Raw genomic sequence first — 17,816 nt, forward strand, 5'->3', positions numbered from 1 at the left:
CGGTGATTGTGACTGTGGATGGTGGCTGCGCTGTGGCCGACGAACCCCGCAACAAACGAAATCGGGCGCCGAAGCGCCCGATCCGTCATTGATTGCTCTGCTTACTCGGCAGAAACGATCTTGCCAGCTTCCCACTTGTAGAGCGAGAAGCTCTGCGAGGTGAGGTCGCCGGTTTCGCCATAGGTGACGTCGCCGATGGCGGTCTTGATCGGTTCGCCGGTTTTCAGGGCAGCGGTGACGGCTGCGGCGTCTTCGGCGCTGCCGGCCTTCTCGATACCGGCCTTGATCACTTCAACGGCTGCATAGGCGTTGAGCGTAAAAGCTTCCGGCGGGATGTTGACGGCCTGAAGGGCTGCAACGGCTGCCTTCGAGCTGTCGTTCTTCAGAGCGTCGGCCGCGTTGGTGAAGACCGTGCCGGCACCTGCGTCTGCGCCGATAGCCCAGAATTCGGTGTTGGACAGGCCGTCGCCGCCGATGATCTGGATCTGAGCGCCGATATCATGCAGCTGGCGCACCAGAAGACCGGCTTCCGGGTGGTAGCCGCCGAAATAGAGTACGTCGACCTTTTCAGCCTTCAGGCGGGTGGTGAGCGCGCTGAGATCCTTGTCGCCGGGTGTCAGCGAATCGTTGAAGACTTCGGTGACGCCACCGGCGTTCAGCGTTGCCTTGAAGGAATCGGCCAGACCCTTGCCGTAGGCGCCCTTGTCGTTGAGGATGCCGATGCGCTTGTCCTTGAACTGCTTCAGGACATAGGCTGCTGCGACTTCTGCCTGCTGGTCGTCACGGCCGCAGGTGCGCAGGATGGTGGCGAGGCCACGCTTGGTGAGGTCCGGCGTCGTCGCTGTCGGAGTGACCATCAGGATGCCGTTTTCAGCGAGAACGTCGGATGCCGGCATGGCAACGCCCGAGGTGACCGGGCCGACGACAAAGCGGATGCCTTCGCCGACGATCTGGTTGGCTGCCGAAACACCCTGCTTGGGTTCGCCGGCGTCGTCAGCCAGCTTCAGGACGACCTGTTCGCCGAGAATGCCGCCATTCTTGTTGATCTGATCGACGGCAACTTGGGCGCCGTTCTTGACCTGGTCGCCATAGGCGGCGACGGGGCCGGTCAGCGGCGCGATCAGGCCGATTACGATCTCGGCATGGGCGAGCGGCGCAAAGACCAGCGAGGCCGCGAGCGTGGCGCCCGACAATGTCTTGAATTTCATCTTGCGTCTCCTTTGGTGGGTTTGTTCCCCGCAGTGCCAGCGCTTCGGCTGCCGGGCTGGGCGGGTGAGACCTGCCAGCCGGAAAGCAACGTCAGTTCTGTTGAGGTGTCCGCCTTCTGTGAACGGATCGATCCCATGCTTCTCGTCTATGAACCCCGCCCGGATTCCGCAAGGCGATTTTTTGGGCAAAGTGCAAAATAATTGTTCAGATATTGCGCCAGACGGGACCGGGACCTCTGGTCCGGCCCCGTCTGGATGATTTTACGATCGTATCTTGTTCGTTTATGCGTTGGCGATCAGCACTTTGCGGATGCCGTCGACCAGTTCGTCGATCTCGGCCTTCGAGATGATCAACGGCGGCGAAAGGGCGATGATGTCGCCGGTGGTGCGGATCAGATAACCGCTTTCATAGGCCTTCAGGAAGGCGGAGAAGGCGCGTTTCGTCGGCTCTCCGGCGATCGGTGCCAGCTCGATCGCGCCAATCAGGCCGATATTGCGGATGTCGATCACATGCGGGCAGTCGCGCAGCGAATGCAGCGCATCGCCCCAGTAGGACGCAAGCTCGGCGCCACGGGTGAGCAGGCCTTCATCGCGATAGGTGTCGAGTGTGCCAAGCGCTGCGGCGCAGGCGATCGGGTTGCCGGAATAGGTATAACCGTGGAAGAATTCGATCATGTGCTCCGGGCCGCTCATGAAGGCGTCATGGATTTCGCCAGTGACGAACACGGCGCCCATCGGGATGACGCCGTTGGTCAGGCCCTTTGCGGTGACGATCATGTCCGGCTTGACGTCGAAATACTGGGCTGCGAACGGTGTGCCGAGGCGACCGTAACCAGTGATGACTTCATCGAAGATCAACAGGATGCCGTGCTTCGTGCAGATGTCGCGCAGTTTCTGCAGATAGCCTTTCGGCGGGATGAGCACGCCGGTCGAGCCAGCGACGGGTTCGACGATGACGGCCGCGATGGTCGAGGCGTCATGCAGTGTGACGATGCGTTCCAGTTCGGTAGCGATATCGCCGCCATGCTCCGGCTCGCCCTTGGTGAAGGCGTTCTTGTCTGGAAAATGGGTGTGCGGCATATGGTCGACGCCGGTCAGAAGCGTGCCGAACATCTTGCGGTTGGAAACGATACCGCCAACCGAGATGCCGCCGAAATTGACGCCGTGATAGCCACGCTCGCGGCCGATCAGGCGGGTGCGCGAGCCCTGGCCCTTCACCTTGTGGTAGGCAAGCGCCACCTTCAGCGCTGTTTCGACCGATTCAGAACCGGAATTGGTGTAGAGCACATGCTCCATGCCTTCTGGCGCGATATCGATCAGGCGGTTTGCCAGTTCGAAAGCCTTCGGATGGCCAAGCTGGAAGGCGGGAGCATAGTCAAGCTCGCCAGCTTGCTGCTGGATGGCTTCGGTGATCTGCGGGCGACAGTGGCCGGCGTTGACGCACCAGAGGCCGGCCGTGCCATCGAGCACCTGGCGGCCGTCATGGGTCGTGTAGTGCATGTCCCTCGCCTTGACGAACATGCGCGGTTCTTTCTTGTACTGCCGGTTGGCAGTGAACGGCATCCAGAAGGCGCTGAGATCGTTCGGCGTGGCATTGAGGCGGTTCGACATCATGTTCTCCGTGGCGCGTACGGTCTGGCGGCCAAATCCAGTGGGTTTCGGTTAAATCTTTACCTGATGGTCAAACTATCAGGGCGCTTTTCGCGGTCAAGCCTCGGCCTGACGACGTCAGAACCTGGCGCAGATCGGCAATGCCCAAGTTTCGGCGGCCCGGAAACATTTGGAAACAGGGCTTGCATCCAATCTTTTCCGAAGGTTAACCTGTTTGCAGCAGAGTGGCGCCGCGTTCCCGCAACACGCGCTCAGGATAGATATTTTGCCAAAATTTGCAGCCAGCCTGATGCTCGCGCTTTTCGTCAGTCTACCAGCGCAAGCAGAAGCAGCAGACATGATTGCCGATGGCGCCTTTGAAAAGGGGCATGATGGCTTCTGGGCGGCTGGTGGAGTCGCGCTGGCGCGCGAGCATGGCAAGTTGTGCGCCGATGTCGAGGCGGGCGGTACCCCTTGGGACCGGCTGCTCGGTCTCAACGATCTTCAGTTCGAACCGGGAAAATCCTATCGCCTGACAATGGTGCTCGAAGCCAAGGACGCGCACACATTCCCGGTCACGATCCAGCGGAATGCCGAACCCTGGACGGCGCAGGCAACCTTCGAAGCCGGGACCAAGGCCGGGAAGGTGGAGTTTTCGGCCGCTTTCACGGCAACGGAGAAAGATCCGGCCCAGATCATCTTCCAACTGGGCGGAGCGCAAAAAACTTGGCGCGTTTGCCTGGATGATGTGGCACTGCGCGAAACAAAGCCTGACAGGCTCGAGGCAACCGCGCGAAAGACGATGTACGCGCTACCGGCACTGGTCAATCAAACCGGCTATTTTCTCGATGGGCCGAAGCGGGCGACGATCTTGTCGGAGGCGACCGATCCGTTGCCGTTCAAGCTGGAAGACGAAAATGGTGCCGCAATCGGCGAGGGGATGACGGCGCCTGCCGGTTTCGATCCGACGGTCGAGGCCAACACACAGATCGCTGATTTTTCGGCTTTTGCAACGGCAGGCGAGGGCTACCGCCTGGTCCTCGGCGGGAAGAAAAGCCTGCCGTTTTCGGTCGGCCACGATATCTATGGCAAACTGCGCGTCGATGCGCTGTCCTGGTTCTATCCGCAGCGCAGCGGCATCGAGATCAAGGGCGATATCGCTGGCGAGGCCTATGCACGGCCGGCCGGACATGTGCAGGAAAGCCCGAACCACGGTGATACGAAGGTAACCTGCCTGACAGGCAAGGTCGCCACCAAGCTCTATGGCAAGGACTGGACCTGCGACTATACATTGGATGTCTCTGGCGGCTGGTATGATGCGGGCGACCAGGGGAAATATGTGGTCAATGGCGGTATCGCCGTGTCGCAGCTCTTGAGTACGTTCGAACGCGGGCTGGTTTTCGGCGATGGGGCTTCGCCGGTTTTGAGCGACAGCCTGTCGCGCATTCCTGAAAACGGCAATGGCATTCCCGATATCCTCGACGAAGCACGTTGGGAACTTGAATTCCTGATGAAAATGATGGTGCCTGACGGTCAGCCGCTGGCCGGCATGGTGCATCACAAGGTTCACGATATCAAATGGACCGGGGTGCCAATGCTGCCACATCTCGATCCGGAACTGCGCGTGCTGCACCGCCCCTCGACGGCGGCAACGCTCAATCTCGCTGCTGTAGCGGCACAGGGCGCCCGGCTGTTTGCGACCTATGACAGGGAGTTTGCGCAACGCCTGCTCGCTGCCGGTCAGAAGGCATGGCTGGCCGCCGCCGCCCATCCCGCTCTCTTCGCGCCGGGTTCCGACGGCTTGCAGGGCGGTGGCGATTATGGCGACGACGACATTTCCGATGAAACCTATTGGGCGGCCGCCGAGCTCTATATCACCACGGGAGAAGCCCGCTATCTCACGGCGCTGAAAGCTTCGCCGCATTGGGCCGGACCGGTCTTTCCCGCCGTCGGCGCGTTCGATTGGCGCAGCGTAGCGGGTCTCGGCCGTCTCGATCTGGCGCTTTATGGCGACAATCTTGAGCCCGATGACAAGGCAATGGTGATGGCATCCGTTGTATCAGCTGCGCGGAATTTCCTCAGCCTGCAGGCAAAGGAGCCGTTCGGGCATATCTACCGGCCGGCCAACAATCGCTACGACTGGGGATCAAACCAGCTCATTTTGCAGAACATGATCGTTGTTTCCGCCGGCTATGACCTCACGGGCGAATTGCCGTTTCTCAATGGCGTGCGGGAAAGTATCGACTACATCCTCGGGCGCAACGCGATGAACACATCCTATGTTACCGGTTACGGCAGCGTCTTTGCCAAGAACCAGCATAGCCGCTGGTATGCCCATCAGGTCGATAAAACGCTGCCCAATCCGCCTGTCGGTACGCTGGCCGGCGGGCCGAATTCGACACTGGTCGATGATGTCGCGCGCGCGCGCCTGAAGGGCTGCGCACCACAGACCTGCTATATCGATGACATCATGGCCTGGGGCACCAACGAAATGACGATCAACTGGAATGCACCGCTGGTCTATATCGCCTCGTTCCTGGCGGATGCGCGATGAACGGACAGACGGGCATCGCTTTCATCGGCACGGGCTTCGTCGCCGATTACTACATGACGACGCTGGCCAACCACCCGCAACTGCAGCTGGCGGGTGTCTGGGACGTCGACCCCGATCGCTTAAAGCAGTTTTGCAACTACTGGAACGTTCGCGCCTATGCCTCTGAAGCAGAATCGCTTTCCGATCCTGCTGTCGTCATCATCGTCAACCTGACGACGCCGGAAAACCACCATGCCGTCAACCGGGCGGCGCTGCTGGCAGGCAAACATGTCTATTGCGAGAAGCCTCTGGCCATGACGGTCGATGAGGCGCGGGAGTTGGTATCGCTTGCTGCGGAGCGAGGTCTTATCCTTGCCGGCGCACCGGCCAATGCGCTCAGCGATGCCTGTGGTCATTGCGCCGAAATCCTCCGCTCCGGTGTCATCGGCACGCCACGTCTTGCCTATGCCGAGATGGAGGACGGACCCGTCTTTCGCGACAAATGGCAGGAATGGCGCAGCCGCTCTGGTGCGAAATGGCCGGCAGTGCACGAATTCGAAATTGGCTGCACGCTCGAGCATGCCGGCTATGCCGCAAGCTGGCTGGTGTCGCTGTTCGGACCAGTGTCGAATGTCGCGGCTTTTTCCGCGCTCACCTTTCCCAACAAAGGCCCGGGCACCGAAGGCCTTGACCTTGGCCCTGATTTTTCCGTTGGCTGCCTGACCTTCAAGTCGGGGCTTGTCGCTCGTTTGACCAGCGGTCTGGCGGCGCCACGGGACCGGTCGCTGACGATCGTCGGCGACAAGGGCACGATCGTCGTGCGCGATCTCTGGGACAATCGCTCGCCGGTCCATGTCGAACTGAGTGGTGGCAAGCGGCCGCTGCTGCATCGGCTGGTCGAGCGCATCGAGTGGCAGTTTCAGCGAAAGTTCCCGTTTCGGCTCACTGCCGGAAAACCGGTCGTCTATCCGCAGGCAGCGCAGAAGAACAGCCTGCCGGCCTATCCCTCACAGATCGATTTTGTCCGCGGGATTGCAGCGCAGGCGGACGCGATCAAGGCTGGCAACCGGCCGCTGTTTTCCGGCGAAACGGCATTGCATCTGACGGATATCGTGCTTGCGCTCAATGCCGGCAAGCGGGACCATACACCGACGGCGCTATGAAGGCGGCAGTGACCGGATAGTTTCGATGATGCGGAGTGCTTCGGCGCTGGCGCTGAGCGGCATTTCCGATTGCTGCTGTTGCCCTGCCAGGATGGCACGGCTCACAGCCGCGATCTCGAACTGTAGCCCATCGCCGGGAAAGCCATGCCGATAGACCGTGAGGCCGGGCAGGGGCAGCCGGCGGGCCAACTTCCCGGCTGCGCGTGACAGGCGGCTCGACCCGGAAGGAACTGCAAGGTGATGGGCGATGCGGTTTCTCGTCAGGATGATCCGGTTTGCCCGCAGGAACGGAGCATCGATCACCAGGCTGCCGGTTTCGCCTTCGATGATGAAGCGATTGGTCCCATTGCGGTCGAAACCGCAGGACAGCCTTGCCTGGAAACCGTCATAACCGAGCGCGACATCCGCTGTCATATCGACACCCGTGGGTGCGGCCGACCAGCGCCCCGATATCGTCTGCGGCGAGCCGAACAGCGAGAGCGTGAGGGCGATCGGGTAGACACCCAGATCAAGCAGCGAGCCACCGCCGAGCGACGGTGCAAAAAACCGACTGCTGGCATCGAAGGTCTTGGCATAGGCGAGTTCGGCGCGGATGCCGGCGATGGCGCCGATCGTCCCATCGGCCAGAAGCTGCTTTAGATGATTGATCGCGGGCAGGAAGACAGTCCAGAGTCCTTCCATCGCAAAGGTCTGTTTTTCCGCGGCCAGGTCGGTGAGTGCCTGCGCCTCGGCTGCAGTCGCCACGAGCGGCTTTTCGATCAGTACGGGCTTTCCGGCGTTGAGTAGCGCCCGAGTCTGATCAAAATGAGTGGTGTTTGGCGTTGCGAGATAGACGGCATCGATCGATGGATCAGTGGCGAGGGTATTGATATCCGGGATGATGCGCAGTCCGCCGAAGCGGTTTGAAAAAACGGTGGCGGCCTCAAGCGTGCGCGAACAAACGGCAACCAGTGTTGCATTATCCGTCAGCCGTATGTCTTGGGCAAACGTCGTTGCGATGGAACCCGTACCAAAGACGGCCCATTTGAGGGAAGTTGCGGAAGGTGGATTTTGGGCAGTCATGGTCATGGCGCCGATACTGCAACGCCAAGTCTCAAAGTCGCGTAAACGTCATATGACGATCGCAACCGATCCATACTCCGGAGGCAAGCGCTTCCAGATGACAAGCCGGCGAGCGGCGAGACAGGACGGGGCCGGCAAGCGGCCCCGATCCGTATCAGGCGGTACGGCGCTGCGCGACCTTTTCAACCGCGCTGGTATCGTCGCCGTAGATTTCCTTCAAGGTTTTCAGAACTTTCAGTACTGCATCCGAAGAACTTGAATAATAGATCGTCTGAGCATCTCTACGGGTAGTCACGAGATTTTGGGCACGCAGCTTCGAGAGATGTTGCGACAGGGCAGATTGGCTGAGGCCGACCTGGTTTGCCAAGGCGCCAACGGCCATCTCTTCGTTCACAAGTGAACTGAGAATCAGCAGACGCTTTGGGTTGGCCATAGCCGACAGAAACTCCGCAGCTATTTCAGCCTTGCCGTGTTTCTGAGGAGAGATCGTTTGCATTCCATACTCCATGCGAAGTTCACATCACGCTTGGTTATGAATGTGAATAAGGGATAATTAGACGTGATGAATAAAAGGACAACTGCCTACTGCAAGAAATCGGGGTAAAAGTTCCCGTATTTAACGGTAAAGTTTTACCAGTGTGTCCCGTAACTCCCCTTTGGATTGCAGTGGGGCGTCGTATTCCAGTCGCTTGAGTTGATCGCCCGACACCAGATCGACCCCGCTGGCATCGAGACCGCAGATTTTCCAACCGGTTCCTTTTGCCTTGCAATAGAGCGCGGCATACTTGCTGGCTGCATCGGAGTGGTCGGAATTCATGTGGTCGATCGCGCCTGCTTCCATTGCGGCGAGATCGTCGATTGCCGGGGAACGGATCATCAGATCCTCGCCACTCAGGACATAGGCACGGCCAAAGCCGCCATTCATGCTGGCCTTGATTGGCATGAGGCGGAAGAATGCGAAATCTGGAAAGTCGACATAGAGCTGGGCCTTCGGATGGCGGCGGATGAAGCGCTCGCGGATACGGGCGTGAGCGTTGCCATTGCGCTCGACCTTTTCCGCTTCACATTGAACCGTCAGCCGCGCATGGGCGAGTGGATCACCCTTGCCGATTTCGCCGGTCAAGAGTGAGCAGCGCTGGTCTGCGGACAGGGCCTGCGTGTGGGCCGACAGGGCGGAAACCAGGATGACCGGCGTGCCATCGGTATCGATACCGACAAGCACACGGCTGACAAAGGGGAAACCGCCGCTGTCTGGCTCGATCACCGCAATGGCGGCACTGCGCGCGGAGCGCAGGATGATGCGGGCAAGCTTGCGCGCCTCGTCATCGGTTTCGCGCAGAACGGAAGGTTTGTCGGCCATAAGGTTGCCTCTTGTCTTGAATGCCAAACGCCCGGACATGTGTTGCCCGGGCGTCCTTTATAGCGACATCATGAGCAGAACAGTCAACTTTTGTTGCGATGCCGTGTCAGGCCTTCCACGACGTTCTGCGCATTGATTGTGCCGACGATGGCGCCGTTGTCGACGACGCCGATGCTGCCGGGCTGGCGCGACATCGCATCGAGGATGTCGATCAGCGGGGTGGTCGGTTTGGCTGTTGCCGAGACACCGGCCGCAGGCGCCGTGCGGCTGACGCCCTGGCTCATGACGTCCATCGCCGTCAGCATGGTGATCGGGTTCATGTGCTGGACGAAATCGGCAACATACTGGTTGGCCGGATTCTTGACGATATCTTGCGGCGTTCCGCACTGGATGATGCGTCCGCCTTCCATGATGGCGATGCGGTTGCCGATGCGGAAGGCTTCGTCGAGATCGTGGCTGACGAACAGGATGGTCTTCTTCAGACGCCGCTGGAATTCCAGCAACTCGTCCTGCAGGCGGGTGCGGATCAGCGGATCGAGTGCCGAGAACGGCTCGTCCATCAACAGGATCGGCGCACCAGTGGCAAAGGCCCGGGCAAGGCCGACGCGCTGCTGCATGCCGCCGGAAAGCTCCTTGACCTGACGTCCGGCCCATTTCGTCAGGTTGACCAGTTCCAGCTGTTCGGCAACGCGCTCCTTGCGTTCCTTGTCCGGCACGCCGGCCAATTCCAGCCCGAAGCCGACATTGTCTTCCACTGTGCGCCAGGGCAGGAGAGCAAACTGCTGGAACACCATCGAGACATCGTGCATGCGGAAGTCGCGCAGCGATTTCGCGCTGGTTTTATACGGATTGATTCCGCCGTGCCGGGTCTTTACCTGGACTTCACCGCGCACCACTGGCGCCAGTCCGTTGACGGCGCGCAAAAGGGTCGATTTGCCCGAGCCGGAGAGCCCCATCAGCACCAGGATTTCGCCTTCGGTGATCGTCAGCGACGCATCGGCGACACCGAGCACCAATCCGGTCGCAGCGCCGATCTCGTCGCGCGTCTTGCCCTGATCGACCATGGCGATGGCCGCTTCCGGCTTGTTGCCGAAGATGATATCGACATTCTTGAAAACGACGGCCTCGGTCATGCGCCTTCTCCTTCATCGGACGAACGGAACAGGCGATCGAGAATGATCGCGAGGATGACGATACACAGGCCGGATTCGAAACCCATGGCGATGTTGACGGTGTTCAGCGCCCGCACGACCGGTACGCCAAGACCGGCAGCGCCGACCAGCGCCGAGATGACCACCATCGACAGCGACAGCATGATGGTCTGGGTGAGGCCAGCCATGATCTGCGGCATGGCAAAGGGTAATTCGATCTTGCGCAGCACCTGCGATGGCGTCGCGCCAAACGAGACAGCCGCTTCCACCAGCGAGGGCGGGGTGGAAATGATGCCGAGGCGTGTGAGCCGGATCGGCGCCGGAATGGCGAAGATGACAGTGGCGATCAGGCCCGGCACCATGCCGAGGCCGAACAGCACGAGGGCAGGGATCAGGTAGACGAAGGTCGGGATGGTCTGCATCAGGTCGAGGATCGGCCGCATCACCGCGTAGACCCAGGCGCGCCGGGCGGCGGCGATGCCGAGCGGAATGCCGACGGCCATTGAGACGGCACTGGCGGCCAGCACCAGCGCCAACGTTTCCGTCGTTGCCTTCCAGTAGCCGAGATTGATGATCAACAGCAGGCCGAACAGCGTGAACAGGGTAACGCCGATCGAGCGGCGGAAATAGTAGGAAAGGGCGGTGACGATGGCCACGACGATCAGCGGATGTGGCGTCTGCAGAACCCAAAGGATCGCATTCACCACGCCGGCCAGGATCGCGGATACCTGGTCGAAAAAGCCGGTAAAATTGGTGGTGAGCCAGGTGAAGAAACTCTTCGCCCAGCCGCCGATGGGGATGCGTCGATCAGGGTTGGTTAGCCATTCCACGGGAAAATCGCCTGGTTCTTGGTGCCAATGATAGGAGCGGAAGCGCGTGGTTTGCGCTTAAAAAAAGGCGGGGACGAAGCCCCGCCTTATATATGCCGGTCAGAGACCGAGCGCGGTCTTGACCGCCGGCAATCCTTCAGCACCATCCTTGGTGGTGACACCTGCGAGCCAGGGGTCGATTGCTGTCGGGTTGGCCTTCAGCCACTCATTGGCCGCTGTTTCCGGATCTTTGCCGTCGTTGAGGATCTTGCCCATGATCTCGTTTTCCATCGGTAGCGAGAACTTCAGGTTGGTGATCAGCTTGCCGACATTCGGGCATTCGGTGGCGTAGCCGGCGCGCACGTTGGTGAAGATGGTCGCTCCGCCGAGGTTTGGTCCGAAGATGTCGTCGCCACCCGTGAGATAAGTCAGCTTGAAGTTGGAGTTCATCGGGTGGGGTTCCCAGCCGAGGAAAATGACGGGTGTGCCATCCTTTTCGGCACGGGCGACCTGCGCCAGCATGCCCTGCTCGGAGGATTCGACGACTTCAAAGCCTTTCAGGCCGAATGTGTCCTTGTCGGTCATGTCGATGATCAGGCGGTTGCCGTCGTTGCCGGGCTCGATACCGTAAATCTTGCCGTCAAGTTCGGCCTTGTGGGCGGCGATATCCTTGAAATCCTTGATGCCGAGTTCGGCACCCTTGGCATTGGTCGCCAGCGTGTACTTGGCGCCCTCAAGATTCGGGCCGAACGATTCGACCGACTTGTCGTTGAGGAAGGGGCGGACGTCGGCTTCCTGTGTCGGCATCCAGTTGCCGAGGAAGACGTCGATGTCCTTGTTCTTGAGCGATTGATAGGTGACAGGAACGGAGAGAACCTTGATGTCCGTCTGATAGCCAAGGCCTTTGAGGACGGAGGAAACGGTCGCCGTGGTCGCGGTGATATCCGTCCAGCCGACATCGGCGAAACGGACGGTGCCACAGCTTTCGGGCTCGGCGGCATAGGCCGATGTCAGCGCGCTCAGCGATACGGCTGCGGTCAGCATGAATTTCAATGTCAGTCTGCTCATTGTGATTATTCCCCTGCCTTTTGATTTTAGCCAATCACCAAATGTCCGCCAATTCAAGCGCCCTGGTGTTGCCTTGAGTGTATTGGGACATTCGCTGGACACGCCCGCCTAAAGCGACGTGATATGTCGCATTGCTCATGTTCTGGCGCCCGCCGTCGATTTTCTGTGACTTTCGCGCTTGCGCTCTGGTCTTCCCCGCTTTGTCTGTTCATGAACAACCAACAGCATACAGAAGAGGACGCCATGGCAAAACTGTATTTCAGCTACGCCACGATGAACGCAGGCAAATCGACCATGCTCCTGCAGGCGTCGTACAATTATCGCGAACGTGGCATGCGCACGGTGATCCTGATTGCGGCCTTTGATGACCGGGCCGGCCAGGGCCGGGTGTCCTCGCGGATCGGATTGAGCGAGGACGGCATTGCCTTCACCCATTCCGACGACCTCTACGCTCTGATCGAACGCCTGCATGCCGAGGAAACGATCGCCTGTGTCTTTGTCGACGAAGCGCAGTTTCTCGGCGAGGATCAGGTCTGGCAGTTGGCGCGCATTGCAGACCGGATCGGCATTCCCGTGATGGCCTATGGTCTGCGCACCGATTTCCAGGGTAAGCTGTTTCCCGGTTCGATGGCGTTGCTCGCCATCGCCGACGAAATGCGCGAAGTGCGAACCATCTGCCATTGCGGCCGCAAGGCGACCATGGTGGTGCGTTTGGATGGGGCCGGAAATGTCGTCCGGGAGGGCGCGCAGGTCGAAGTTGGCGGCAATGAAAAATATGTCGTCTATTGCCGCCGTCACTGGGAAGACAAGATGAACGAAGCGTGAGGCGGACTATCGCCGGGCGGGGGCGGCGTGCCATGATGGCATCCTTGCCTTAGCGTTCCGGGAAATCGTCCATGCTTCTCTCTCAGTCTCTTCCCTTGTCCATGCGTTTCGCTTCATTCGGCCTCTTTCTCTGTCTTGGAACAAGTGTCGCGCAGGCCGCAGGCAATGCCGAGGCCGGCGCTCAGGTCTTCAAGAAATGCGGCGCCTGTCACACCGCGACCGAGCCGATGAACCGTGTCGGCCCAAGCCTGATGGGCATCGTGGGCCGTCCGGTCGCTGCCTTTGCGGGCTACAGCTATTCCAGCGCCATGACGGCATTTGGCGCGGATGGCAAAGTCTGGGACGAGGAGAGGCTGTCGGAATATCTGCTTAGCCCGAAGGCAATGGTGCCGGGTACCAAGATGTCTTTCCCCGGTTTGAGAAAGCCGCAGGAGATCGAGGACATCCTTGCCTATCTGAAGACCGCAGTGGCGCAATAGGAGCGGCGTTCCGGCCATTGTCCCGCTTCAAAGCGATTTACGGTTTAAAATCCGTCGATTGTACACTTGTTCTTCAAATTGCCGCTCCCATTATATAAGCTGATGTCATGACTGAATAATTTGGCGACGCGGCGCGTCTGCACCGGAGCAACCAGGGGGAACCGATGGCGACACTTCAGAATTTTGAGAGCGAAATCGAGAAAACCCGCGGCATCGTCGAGCAGATGCGCGGCAAGATGAACCAGTCGGCCGTCGTGCTCGACCAGTTCGCCAAATCCGACACCACACTGGGCGACGCCAATTTCGACATCGAGAATGCCCGCATCCAGGACGTCATCAACCAGCAGAAGGTGATGGAAGGCAATATTGCCGACCTGATCATCGGCCTGGAAGACGCCACCAATGCCTTCGGCTCCGAATTCGAGAGCATGAAGAGCTATACCGGCTATGAGAAATTCATCGGCATCTTTTCCAAGCAGAGTGCCCAGCGCATGCGCACCGACCGTGTCCGCAACATGTCGCTGGCCGGAAACCTGCAGGAATTGCTGGCCAAGTCCGACACCATCGTCGGCATCCTCAAGGAACAGAAGAGCGTTCTCGACCAGCGCTACAAGACTTCGGAGGCAAGCCTGTTGCAGGTGATCGAGCGGCGCAAGGCCACGATGGCCAACCTGCAGGAAACCCAGAAGCGCATCGAGGAACTCAACCCGATGCTGATGGACATTGAAAACAAGATTGCCGCCTCGACCGACCAGATCTCCCGCACCCAGCTTGAGGGCGAGCGTTCGGTTCTGGCGACGGAATATAACGAGAAGCAGGCGAAGGAGCAGGAACTGCTGGCGGAAAGCCAGACATACGAGCGCTACACCTCGATGTTCCAGACTTTCGTCGATTCACTCAATAACCAGATCGCCGCGCAGAACACGCTGATCAACAAGCTGACCATCGATACCGAGCAGCGCATCGTGCTGTACAAGGCGCTGGAAGATTCCTTGAAGACGGCTGCCCAGCAGGATGTTGCCCACAAGATCAACACGCTTGGCAGCCAGGTCGATACGGCGGCGGAAGAAACCATGGCCGGTATCGGCTCGGCCTCGCAGCGCCATATCGGCGATCTCCTGGAAATGCACGAGAAGAACATGCTCTCGACCCAGGACATCCAGCGCCGCAAGAAGCTTGCCGACGATGCCTTTGCGCGCCGGTTCCAGGCCGTGATGGACAAGCACAATTCGGCGAATTACGTGAAGCAGTAGTGCAGCGCATGCCGGCTGCTCACCATGGCATCAAGCCCCTCACCCTAACCCTCTCCCCGCACGCGGGGAGAGGGGACTACGGAGTTTGCCGCTTATCCCTTCTCCCCGTAAACGGGGAGAAGGTGGCCGACAGGCCGGATGAGGGGCTTTACGCCGCACAAAGAGCATTGTTGTTGAGACAACCATCATGAATGCCGCATCCGAAGGTCCCGTCGGCCAGTACTTCGCGTCCATCCGGGCAGCGCTCGCTGGCCTTGAAATCTTCCTCGGGGACCGCAACTCGCCGCTTTATCGCGATACGGTGGTCGGCGAGGTCGTCATTCCCTACCTGTCACGGCTGAAGGCGTCCTTTTCCTGCTGGGAAAACCGGATCGGTTTCATCGAGCAGTTCCGGATCTCGCGGGCCGAAAGCGGCTTTCCGGTGTTCCAGAATGTCCTGGAACTGGAAAACGACAGGCAGTCGGCGGAAAAGCGGCTGGCCGGTATTCCCGCGGCCGATGCACTGCGCCAGGAAATGGCCGATTTCATCCTGCGGCAGAAGGCCTTTCCGGGTGAACTGCAGTCACGCATGGCCGAGCGGCTCTATCTCGAGCAGATCGGCAAGGGCGATATTTTTTCACCCTTCATCATGCCTGAGACCATCCGTGTCGGCGTCAATCCGAAGACCATGCGGCCCTATTATGTCGTCTGTTGGGGCGCGTTTGACGGAACAAGCACCTTGCCGATGGTCTATATGTCGGTGATCGAGGATTCGTCGGAAAAGATCATCAAGCTTCTGGTGACGCCGGATGGCAAGCTCAATCCCGATACGGATATCCCGCTGCCGATCGGCGGATTGCTCAATCCGGATCTTGCCAGCCGTTTCGACGATTTCGCGCTGAAGAACAGCGCCTATTCGCTGACACCGGTGACGATCGCCACCAATCTCGACAAGGATTTCGAGGAGCTGCATCCCAAGCAGTTGCGGCGCATCGTGCTTGGGCCGTTCTATTCGGCCGGAATTACCGAGAACAATGCCAAGATCAACGACATCCTGTCGAAGGTCCGCAAGACCGAAAATGCGTGGCTGTTGACGTGGACGGTGCAGGAGGTGTTCTCCAAGGCGGAACGGCCGGCCCAGAGGGGCTTCTTCTCATCGACGCCGGCATCGGAAGAATTCCATATCGATACCGACAATCTCGAGGCGACGCGCATGGGTGTCAGTTCCTACGAGAAACACGCACTGGTGCCGCACGACGCCTATCAGGCGCTTTATGCTGCCGGAGACGCTGCAGCGATTTTTGGTGACTACAAGGTGCATGTGATTTCCGGAAACCAGGTCATCAGCGAGGTCTAGACAATGTCACTGAACGCGGGCTTGACGACGCTGCACGAGGACGACATCGCCAAACATCTGGCGGTGGCACAAGGTCTGGTCACCCGGCTCATTCTTCTGGAGGCAGACGATCCGGCTGCGGCTACGGCATTGGCTGGAACGGGCCGCCGCTTTGTCTCGACCGTTTCAACCGGCGGACAGCGCCGCACCCGCGAGGTCGAGCTGACGAAGACCATCCAGTCGATCCGCTCCGCTGACCCGCTGATGTCTCCCGCGCAGCACGCCTTGCTCTATCGTTCACGGCGCGGATTGCAGGTGGCGCTGGCGGTTGCCGACGTGTTTGCCCGCCAGACCAATCTGGAAGGCTTGCAGTCGCGCAATGCGACAGCACCGCTATCCGGCGAGGACGCCAACCAGTTCAAGGCGCTTCTGTCTGCTTCCGCCTATATCGCCGCCTTCACTTTCGCCGCCTATCTCGGCGCGACGCTTGCCGGTGAGGGCGAGCCGGTCGAGGATGGCAACGAGCCGGATTTTCTGTTCGATACGCCGCAGGATGCGTTGAAGAGCATGATCTCTGCGCTCGACAAGACGATTGCCGGGGCGCCGGATGATGTCGCCCTGACCAGCCGGGCGCGCGCCTTTGCCCGTGTTGCCATCGAAGGCCTGATCGGCCGCAAGGCGCGGTTCACCGGGCTTGCCAGCTTCGAGAATGTGCATATCCGTCTCGATCAGGACGACTTCACGCTGAACGGTTTCGATGTTGCGCCAGGCGCCAAGCGCGCGCCGCTGGTGATGACCTTCAAGAAGCCGGAAGAGATCATCGGCAACCATATTGCCAAGTATCAGGCGCTGAAGCTTGCCAAGATGCTGATGGCCTATGACTTCGACCGGCAGATGAACCCGTTTGTCGAGCTTGGCGGCTTTCTCTTCACCTTCATCGGCGACGGCATGCCGGGCACTGGCAAGACCATTCTTATCCAGATGCTGGCGGGTCTGCTCAACGACTACTGCGAGATCGCCGGTTACGCCTTCCACTACGAGAATTTCGGCGTCGACCAGATTTCCTCCTATCAGGGAAAATCCGGCCAGAACTGCAAGGCCTTCGTCAACAATGTCATCAATCCGCGCGCCATCGGCTTCGGCACGATCGACGATGTCGATCAGGTGGCCGCCAAGCGTTCCGATGATCGCGCCTCGGCCGGACAGCACGAGGTGACGGCGGTGTTGATGGAGAGCTTTGCGGGCGCCTCGACGGTGATCCGCGGCAATTGCACCTTCGGCATGTTCTCCAACTATCCGGAGAATGTCGACGACGCGCTGCGCCAGCGCGCCGGTGCCCGCTGGCTGGTGGATGGGCCGCAGTCGGAAGGCGACTATATCGACATCTTCGCCATGCTGGTTGGCAAGAACCACAAGATCCCGCTGGGTGAACACCAGCTGTTTGCCGGGCAGGAAATCAAGAAGGCCGTGTCACAATCCTATGCCGAACATGCCCGCCCGAAGGAGGAGGGGCTGCTGGCCGTCTGGGAACGCCACGAAAAGGAAGAGGGCAAGATCGAGACGTTGGCCGATGTCGGCTCCTATCTGCACATGATCAAGGAGGCCGAGCCGCGCTTCACCGGCCGGGCGATCAAGAACATCACCGATGCAGTCAAGATGCGGGCGATGGACGTGGACCTGCCGGACGATTGGTTTGCGACGCCGGAAGCCTTCATGCACAAAGCCTATGACGAGAAGAAAGCCATGATCGAAACCCTCCGCGGCCCGATCACGCTCGAGATGGTCATGCAGGAAATCAACCGCTATGCCGACAGCGAGTTCCGCTACACCGACAAATCCGACGATGCAGCTGTCACCGACATCATCCGCCGCGAACGCCAAAGGGAGAAGGCCATCCGTGAGATCGAGGCCATGAAGGCTGACGGGCGCTGGCAGGGATAGGCGAAATGCAACCACGTTTTGCTCGTTATGGCAATTAAGACATAGTCGTGCTACATGGT

15 protein-coding genes are annotated in these 17,816 nt (G+C 59.7%); 7 read left to right on the forward strand and 8 right to left on the reverse strand.

Features of this window, described 5'->3' with window-relative positions; translation table 11 throughout:
• Nucleotides 1-101: 101 nt before the first annotated feature.
• Together ASD36_RS19130 and ASD36_RS19135 are read right to left on the reverse strand one after the other, a co-directional pair.
• Complete coding sequence (locus tag ASD36_RS19130) at nt 102-1,208, reverse strand: branched-chain amino acid ABC transporter substrate-binding protein (protein ID WP_060505793.1); 1,107 nt, start codon at nt 1,206-1,208, stop codon at nt 102-104.
• 282 nt (nt 1,209-1,490) lie between these two features.
• Nucleotides 1,491-2,819, reverse strand: coding sequence for an aspartate aminotransferase family protein (locus ASD36_RS19135; protein WP_060505792.1), 1,329 nt, complete (start codon nt 2,817-2,819; stop codon nt 1,491-1,493).
• A 265-nt stretch (nt 2,820-3,084) separates the two neighbouring features.
• Here ASD36_RS19135 and ASD36_RS19140 point away from each other — a divergent pair, with 265 nt between their 5' ends.
• Together ASD36_RS19140 and ASD36_RS19145 are read left to right on the forward strand one after the other, a co-directional pair.
• Complete coding sequence (locus ASD36_RS19140; protein WP_244482311.1) at nt 3,085-5,352, forward strand: glycoside hydrolase family 9 protein; 2,268 nt, start codon at nt 3,085-3,087, stop codon at nt 5,350-5,352.
• The gene (locus ASD36_RS19145) at nt 5,349-6,494 is read left to right on the forward strand and encodes a Gfo/Idh/MocA family oxidoreductase (protein WP_060505791.1); all 1,146 of its coding nucleotides are present in this window, start codon (nt 5,349-5,351) and stop codon (nt 6,492-6,494) included. Before ASD36_RS19140 ends, ASD36_RS19145 begins: the two co-directional genes overlap by 4 nt.
• Here ASD36_RS19145 and ASD36_RS19150 read toward each other — a convergent pair.
• The 6 genes from ASD36_RS19150 to ASD36_RS19175 all read right to left on the reverse strand — a co-directional run bounded on the left by ASD36_RS19150 (nt 6,489) and on the right by ASD36_RS19175 (nt 11,944).
• Nucleotides 6,489-7,556, reverse strand: coding sequence for a Gfo/Idh/MocA family oxidoreductase (locus ASD36_RS19150; RefSeq protein ID WP_162246392.1), 1,068 nt, complete (start codon nt 7,554-7,556; stop codon nt 6,489-6,491). The genes ASD36_RS19145 and ASD36_RS19150 overlap by 6 nt on opposite strands.
• A gap of 154 nt (nt 7,557-7,710) precedes the next feature.
• Nucleotides 7,711-8,052, reverse strand: coding sequence for a metalloregulator ArsR/SmtB family transcription factor (locus tag ASD36_RS19155; RefSeq protein WP_060505789.1), 342 nt, complete (start codon nt 8,050-8,052; stop codon nt 7,711-7,713).
• A gap of 120 nt (nt 8,053-8,172) precedes the next feature.
• Nucleotides 8,173-8,916 carry a HugZ family protein gene (locus tag ASD36_RS19160; RefSeq protein WP_060505788.1) on the reverse strand — a complete coding sequence of 248 codons (744 nt, stop codon included), beginning with the start codon at nt 8,914-8,916 and terminating at the stop codon, nt 8,173-8,175.
• Nucleotides 8,917-8,999: 83 nt separating this feature from the next.
• Nucleotides 9,000-10,049 carry a choline ABC transporter ATP-binding protein gene (choV, locus tag ASD36_RS19165; RefSeq protein WP_060505787.1) on the reverse strand — a complete coding sequence of 350 codons (1,050 nt, stop codon included), beginning with the start codon at nt 10,047-10,049 and terminating at the stop codon, nt 9,000-9,002.
• Nucleotides 10,046-10,897 (reverse strand): choline ABC transporter permease subunit, encoded by an 852-nt coding sequence (gene choW, locus ASD36_RS19170; RefSeq protein WP_037098811.1) that lies wholly within the window; start codon nt 10,895-10,897, stop codon nt 10,046-10,048. Before choW ends, choV begins: the two co-directional genes overlap by 4 nt.
• A 99-nt stretch (nt 10,898-10,996) precedes the next feature.
• The gene (locus ASD36_RS19175) at nt 10,997-11,944 is read right to left on the reverse strand and encodes a choline ABC transporter substrate-binding protein (protein ID WP_060505786.1); all 948 of its coding nucleotides are present in this window, start codon (nt 11,942-11,944) and stop codon (nt 10,997-10,999) included.
• A 243-nt stretch (nt 11,945-12,187) separates the two neighbouring features.
• Between ASD36_RS19175 and ASD36_RS19180 the strand changes: the two genes are divergently transcribed.
• From ASD36_RS19180 to ASD36_RS19200, 5 genes are all read left to right on the forward strand, one after another.
• The gene (locus ASD36_RS19180; RefSeq protein ID WP_060505785.1) at nt 12,188-12,769 is read left to right on the forward strand and encodes a thymidine kinase; all 582 of its coding nucleotides are present in this window, start codon (nt 12,188-12,190) and stop codon (nt 12,767-12,769) included.
• 101 nt (nt 12,770-12,870) lie between these two features.
• On the forward strand, nt 12,871-13,248 hold the full coding sequence (locus ASD36_RS19185) for a cytochrome c family protein (protein ID WP_060506060.1): 378 nt from the start codon (nt 12,871-12,873) through the stop codon (nt 13,246-13,248).
• Nucleotides 13,249-13,412: 164 nt separating this feature from the next.
• A complete protein-coding gene (locus ASD36_RS19190; RefSeq protein WP_060505784.1) occupies nt 13,413-14,501 on the forward strand; it encodes a hypothetical protein in 1,089 nt (362 codons plus the stop codon).
• A 187-nt stretch (nt 14,502-14,688) separates the two neighbouring features.
• A complete protein-coding gene (locus tag ASD36_RS19195) occupies nt 14,689-15,837 on the forward strand; it encodes a hypothetical protein (protein ID WP_060505783.1) in 1,149 nt (382 codons plus the stop codon).
• Nucleotides 15,838-15,840: 3 nt separating this feature from the next.
• Nucleotides 15,841-17,757, forward strand: a complete 1,917-nt coding sequence (locus ASD36_RS19200; RefSeq protein WP_060505782.1) for an AAA family ATPase — start codon at nt 15,841-15,843, stop codon at nt 17,755-17,757.
• Nucleotides 17,758-17,816 lie beyond the last annotated feature (59 nt).

Source organism: Rhizobium sp. Root1334 (genome assembly GCF_001426665.1).
Classification (GTDB): domain Bacteria; phylum Pseudomonadota; class Alphaproteobacteria; order Rhizobiales; family Rhizobiaceae; genus Pararhizobium.

What these genes read in the sequence shown, in the direction of transcription:
- ASD36_RS19200 (WP_060505782.1), top strand. Translation starts at nt 15,841, where the DNA reads ATGTCACTGAACGCGGGCTTGACGACGCTGCACGAGGACGACATCGCC.
- choV (WP_060505787.1), bottom strand. Translation starts at nt 10,049, where the DNA reads ATGACCGAGGCCGTCGTTTTCAAGAATGTCGATATCATCTTCGGCAAC.
- ASD36_RS19175 (WP_060505786.1), bottom strand. Translation starts at nt 11,944, where the DNA reads ATGAGCAGACTGACATTGAAATTCATGCTGACCGCAGCCGTATCGCTG.
- ASD36_RS19190 (WP_060505784.1), top strand. Translation starts at nt 13,413, where the DNA reads ATGGCGACACTTCAGAATTTTGAGAGCGAAATCGAGAAAACCCGCGGC.
- ASD36_RS19185 (WP_060506060.1), top strand. Translation starts at nt 12,871, where the DNA reads ATGCGTTTCGCTTCATTCGGCCTCTTTCTCTGTCTTGGAACAAGTGTC.
- ASD36_RS19155 (WP_060505789.1), bottom strand. Translation starts at nt 8,052, where the DNA reads ATGCAAACGATCTCTCCTCAGAAACACGGCAAGGCTGAAATAGCTGCG.
- ASD36_RS19135 (WP_060505792.1), bottom strand. Translation starts at nt 2,819, where the DNA reads ATGTCGAACCGCCTCAATGCCACGCCGAACGATCTCAGCGCCTTCTGG.
- ASD36_RS19180 (WP_060505785.1), top strand. Translation starts at nt 12,188, where the DNA reads ATGGCAAAACTGTATTTCAGCTACGCCACGATGAACGCAGGCAAATCG.
- ASD36_RS19195 (WP_060505783.1), top strand. Translation starts at nt 14,689, where the DNA reads ATGAATGCCGCATCCGAAGGTCCCGTCGGCCAGTACTTCGCGTCCATC.
- ASD36_RS19145 (WP_060505791.1), top strand. Translation starts at nt 5,349, where the DNA reads ATGAACGGACAGACGGGCATCGCTTTCATCGGCACGGGCTTCGTCGCC.
- ASD36_RS19130 (WP_060505793.1), bottom strand. Translation starts at nt 1,208, where the DNA reads ATGAAATTCAAGACATTGTCGGGCGCCACGCTCGCGGCCTCGCTGGTC.
- ASD36_RS19160 (WP_060505788.1), bottom strand. Translation starts at nt 8,916, where the DNA reads ATGGCCGACAAACCTTCCGTTCTGCGCGAAACCGATGACGAGGCGCGC.
- ASD36_RS19150 (WP_162246392.1), bottom strand. Translation starts at nt 7,556, where the DNA reads ATGACTGCCCAAAATCCACCTTCCGCAACTTCCCTCAAATGGGCCGTC.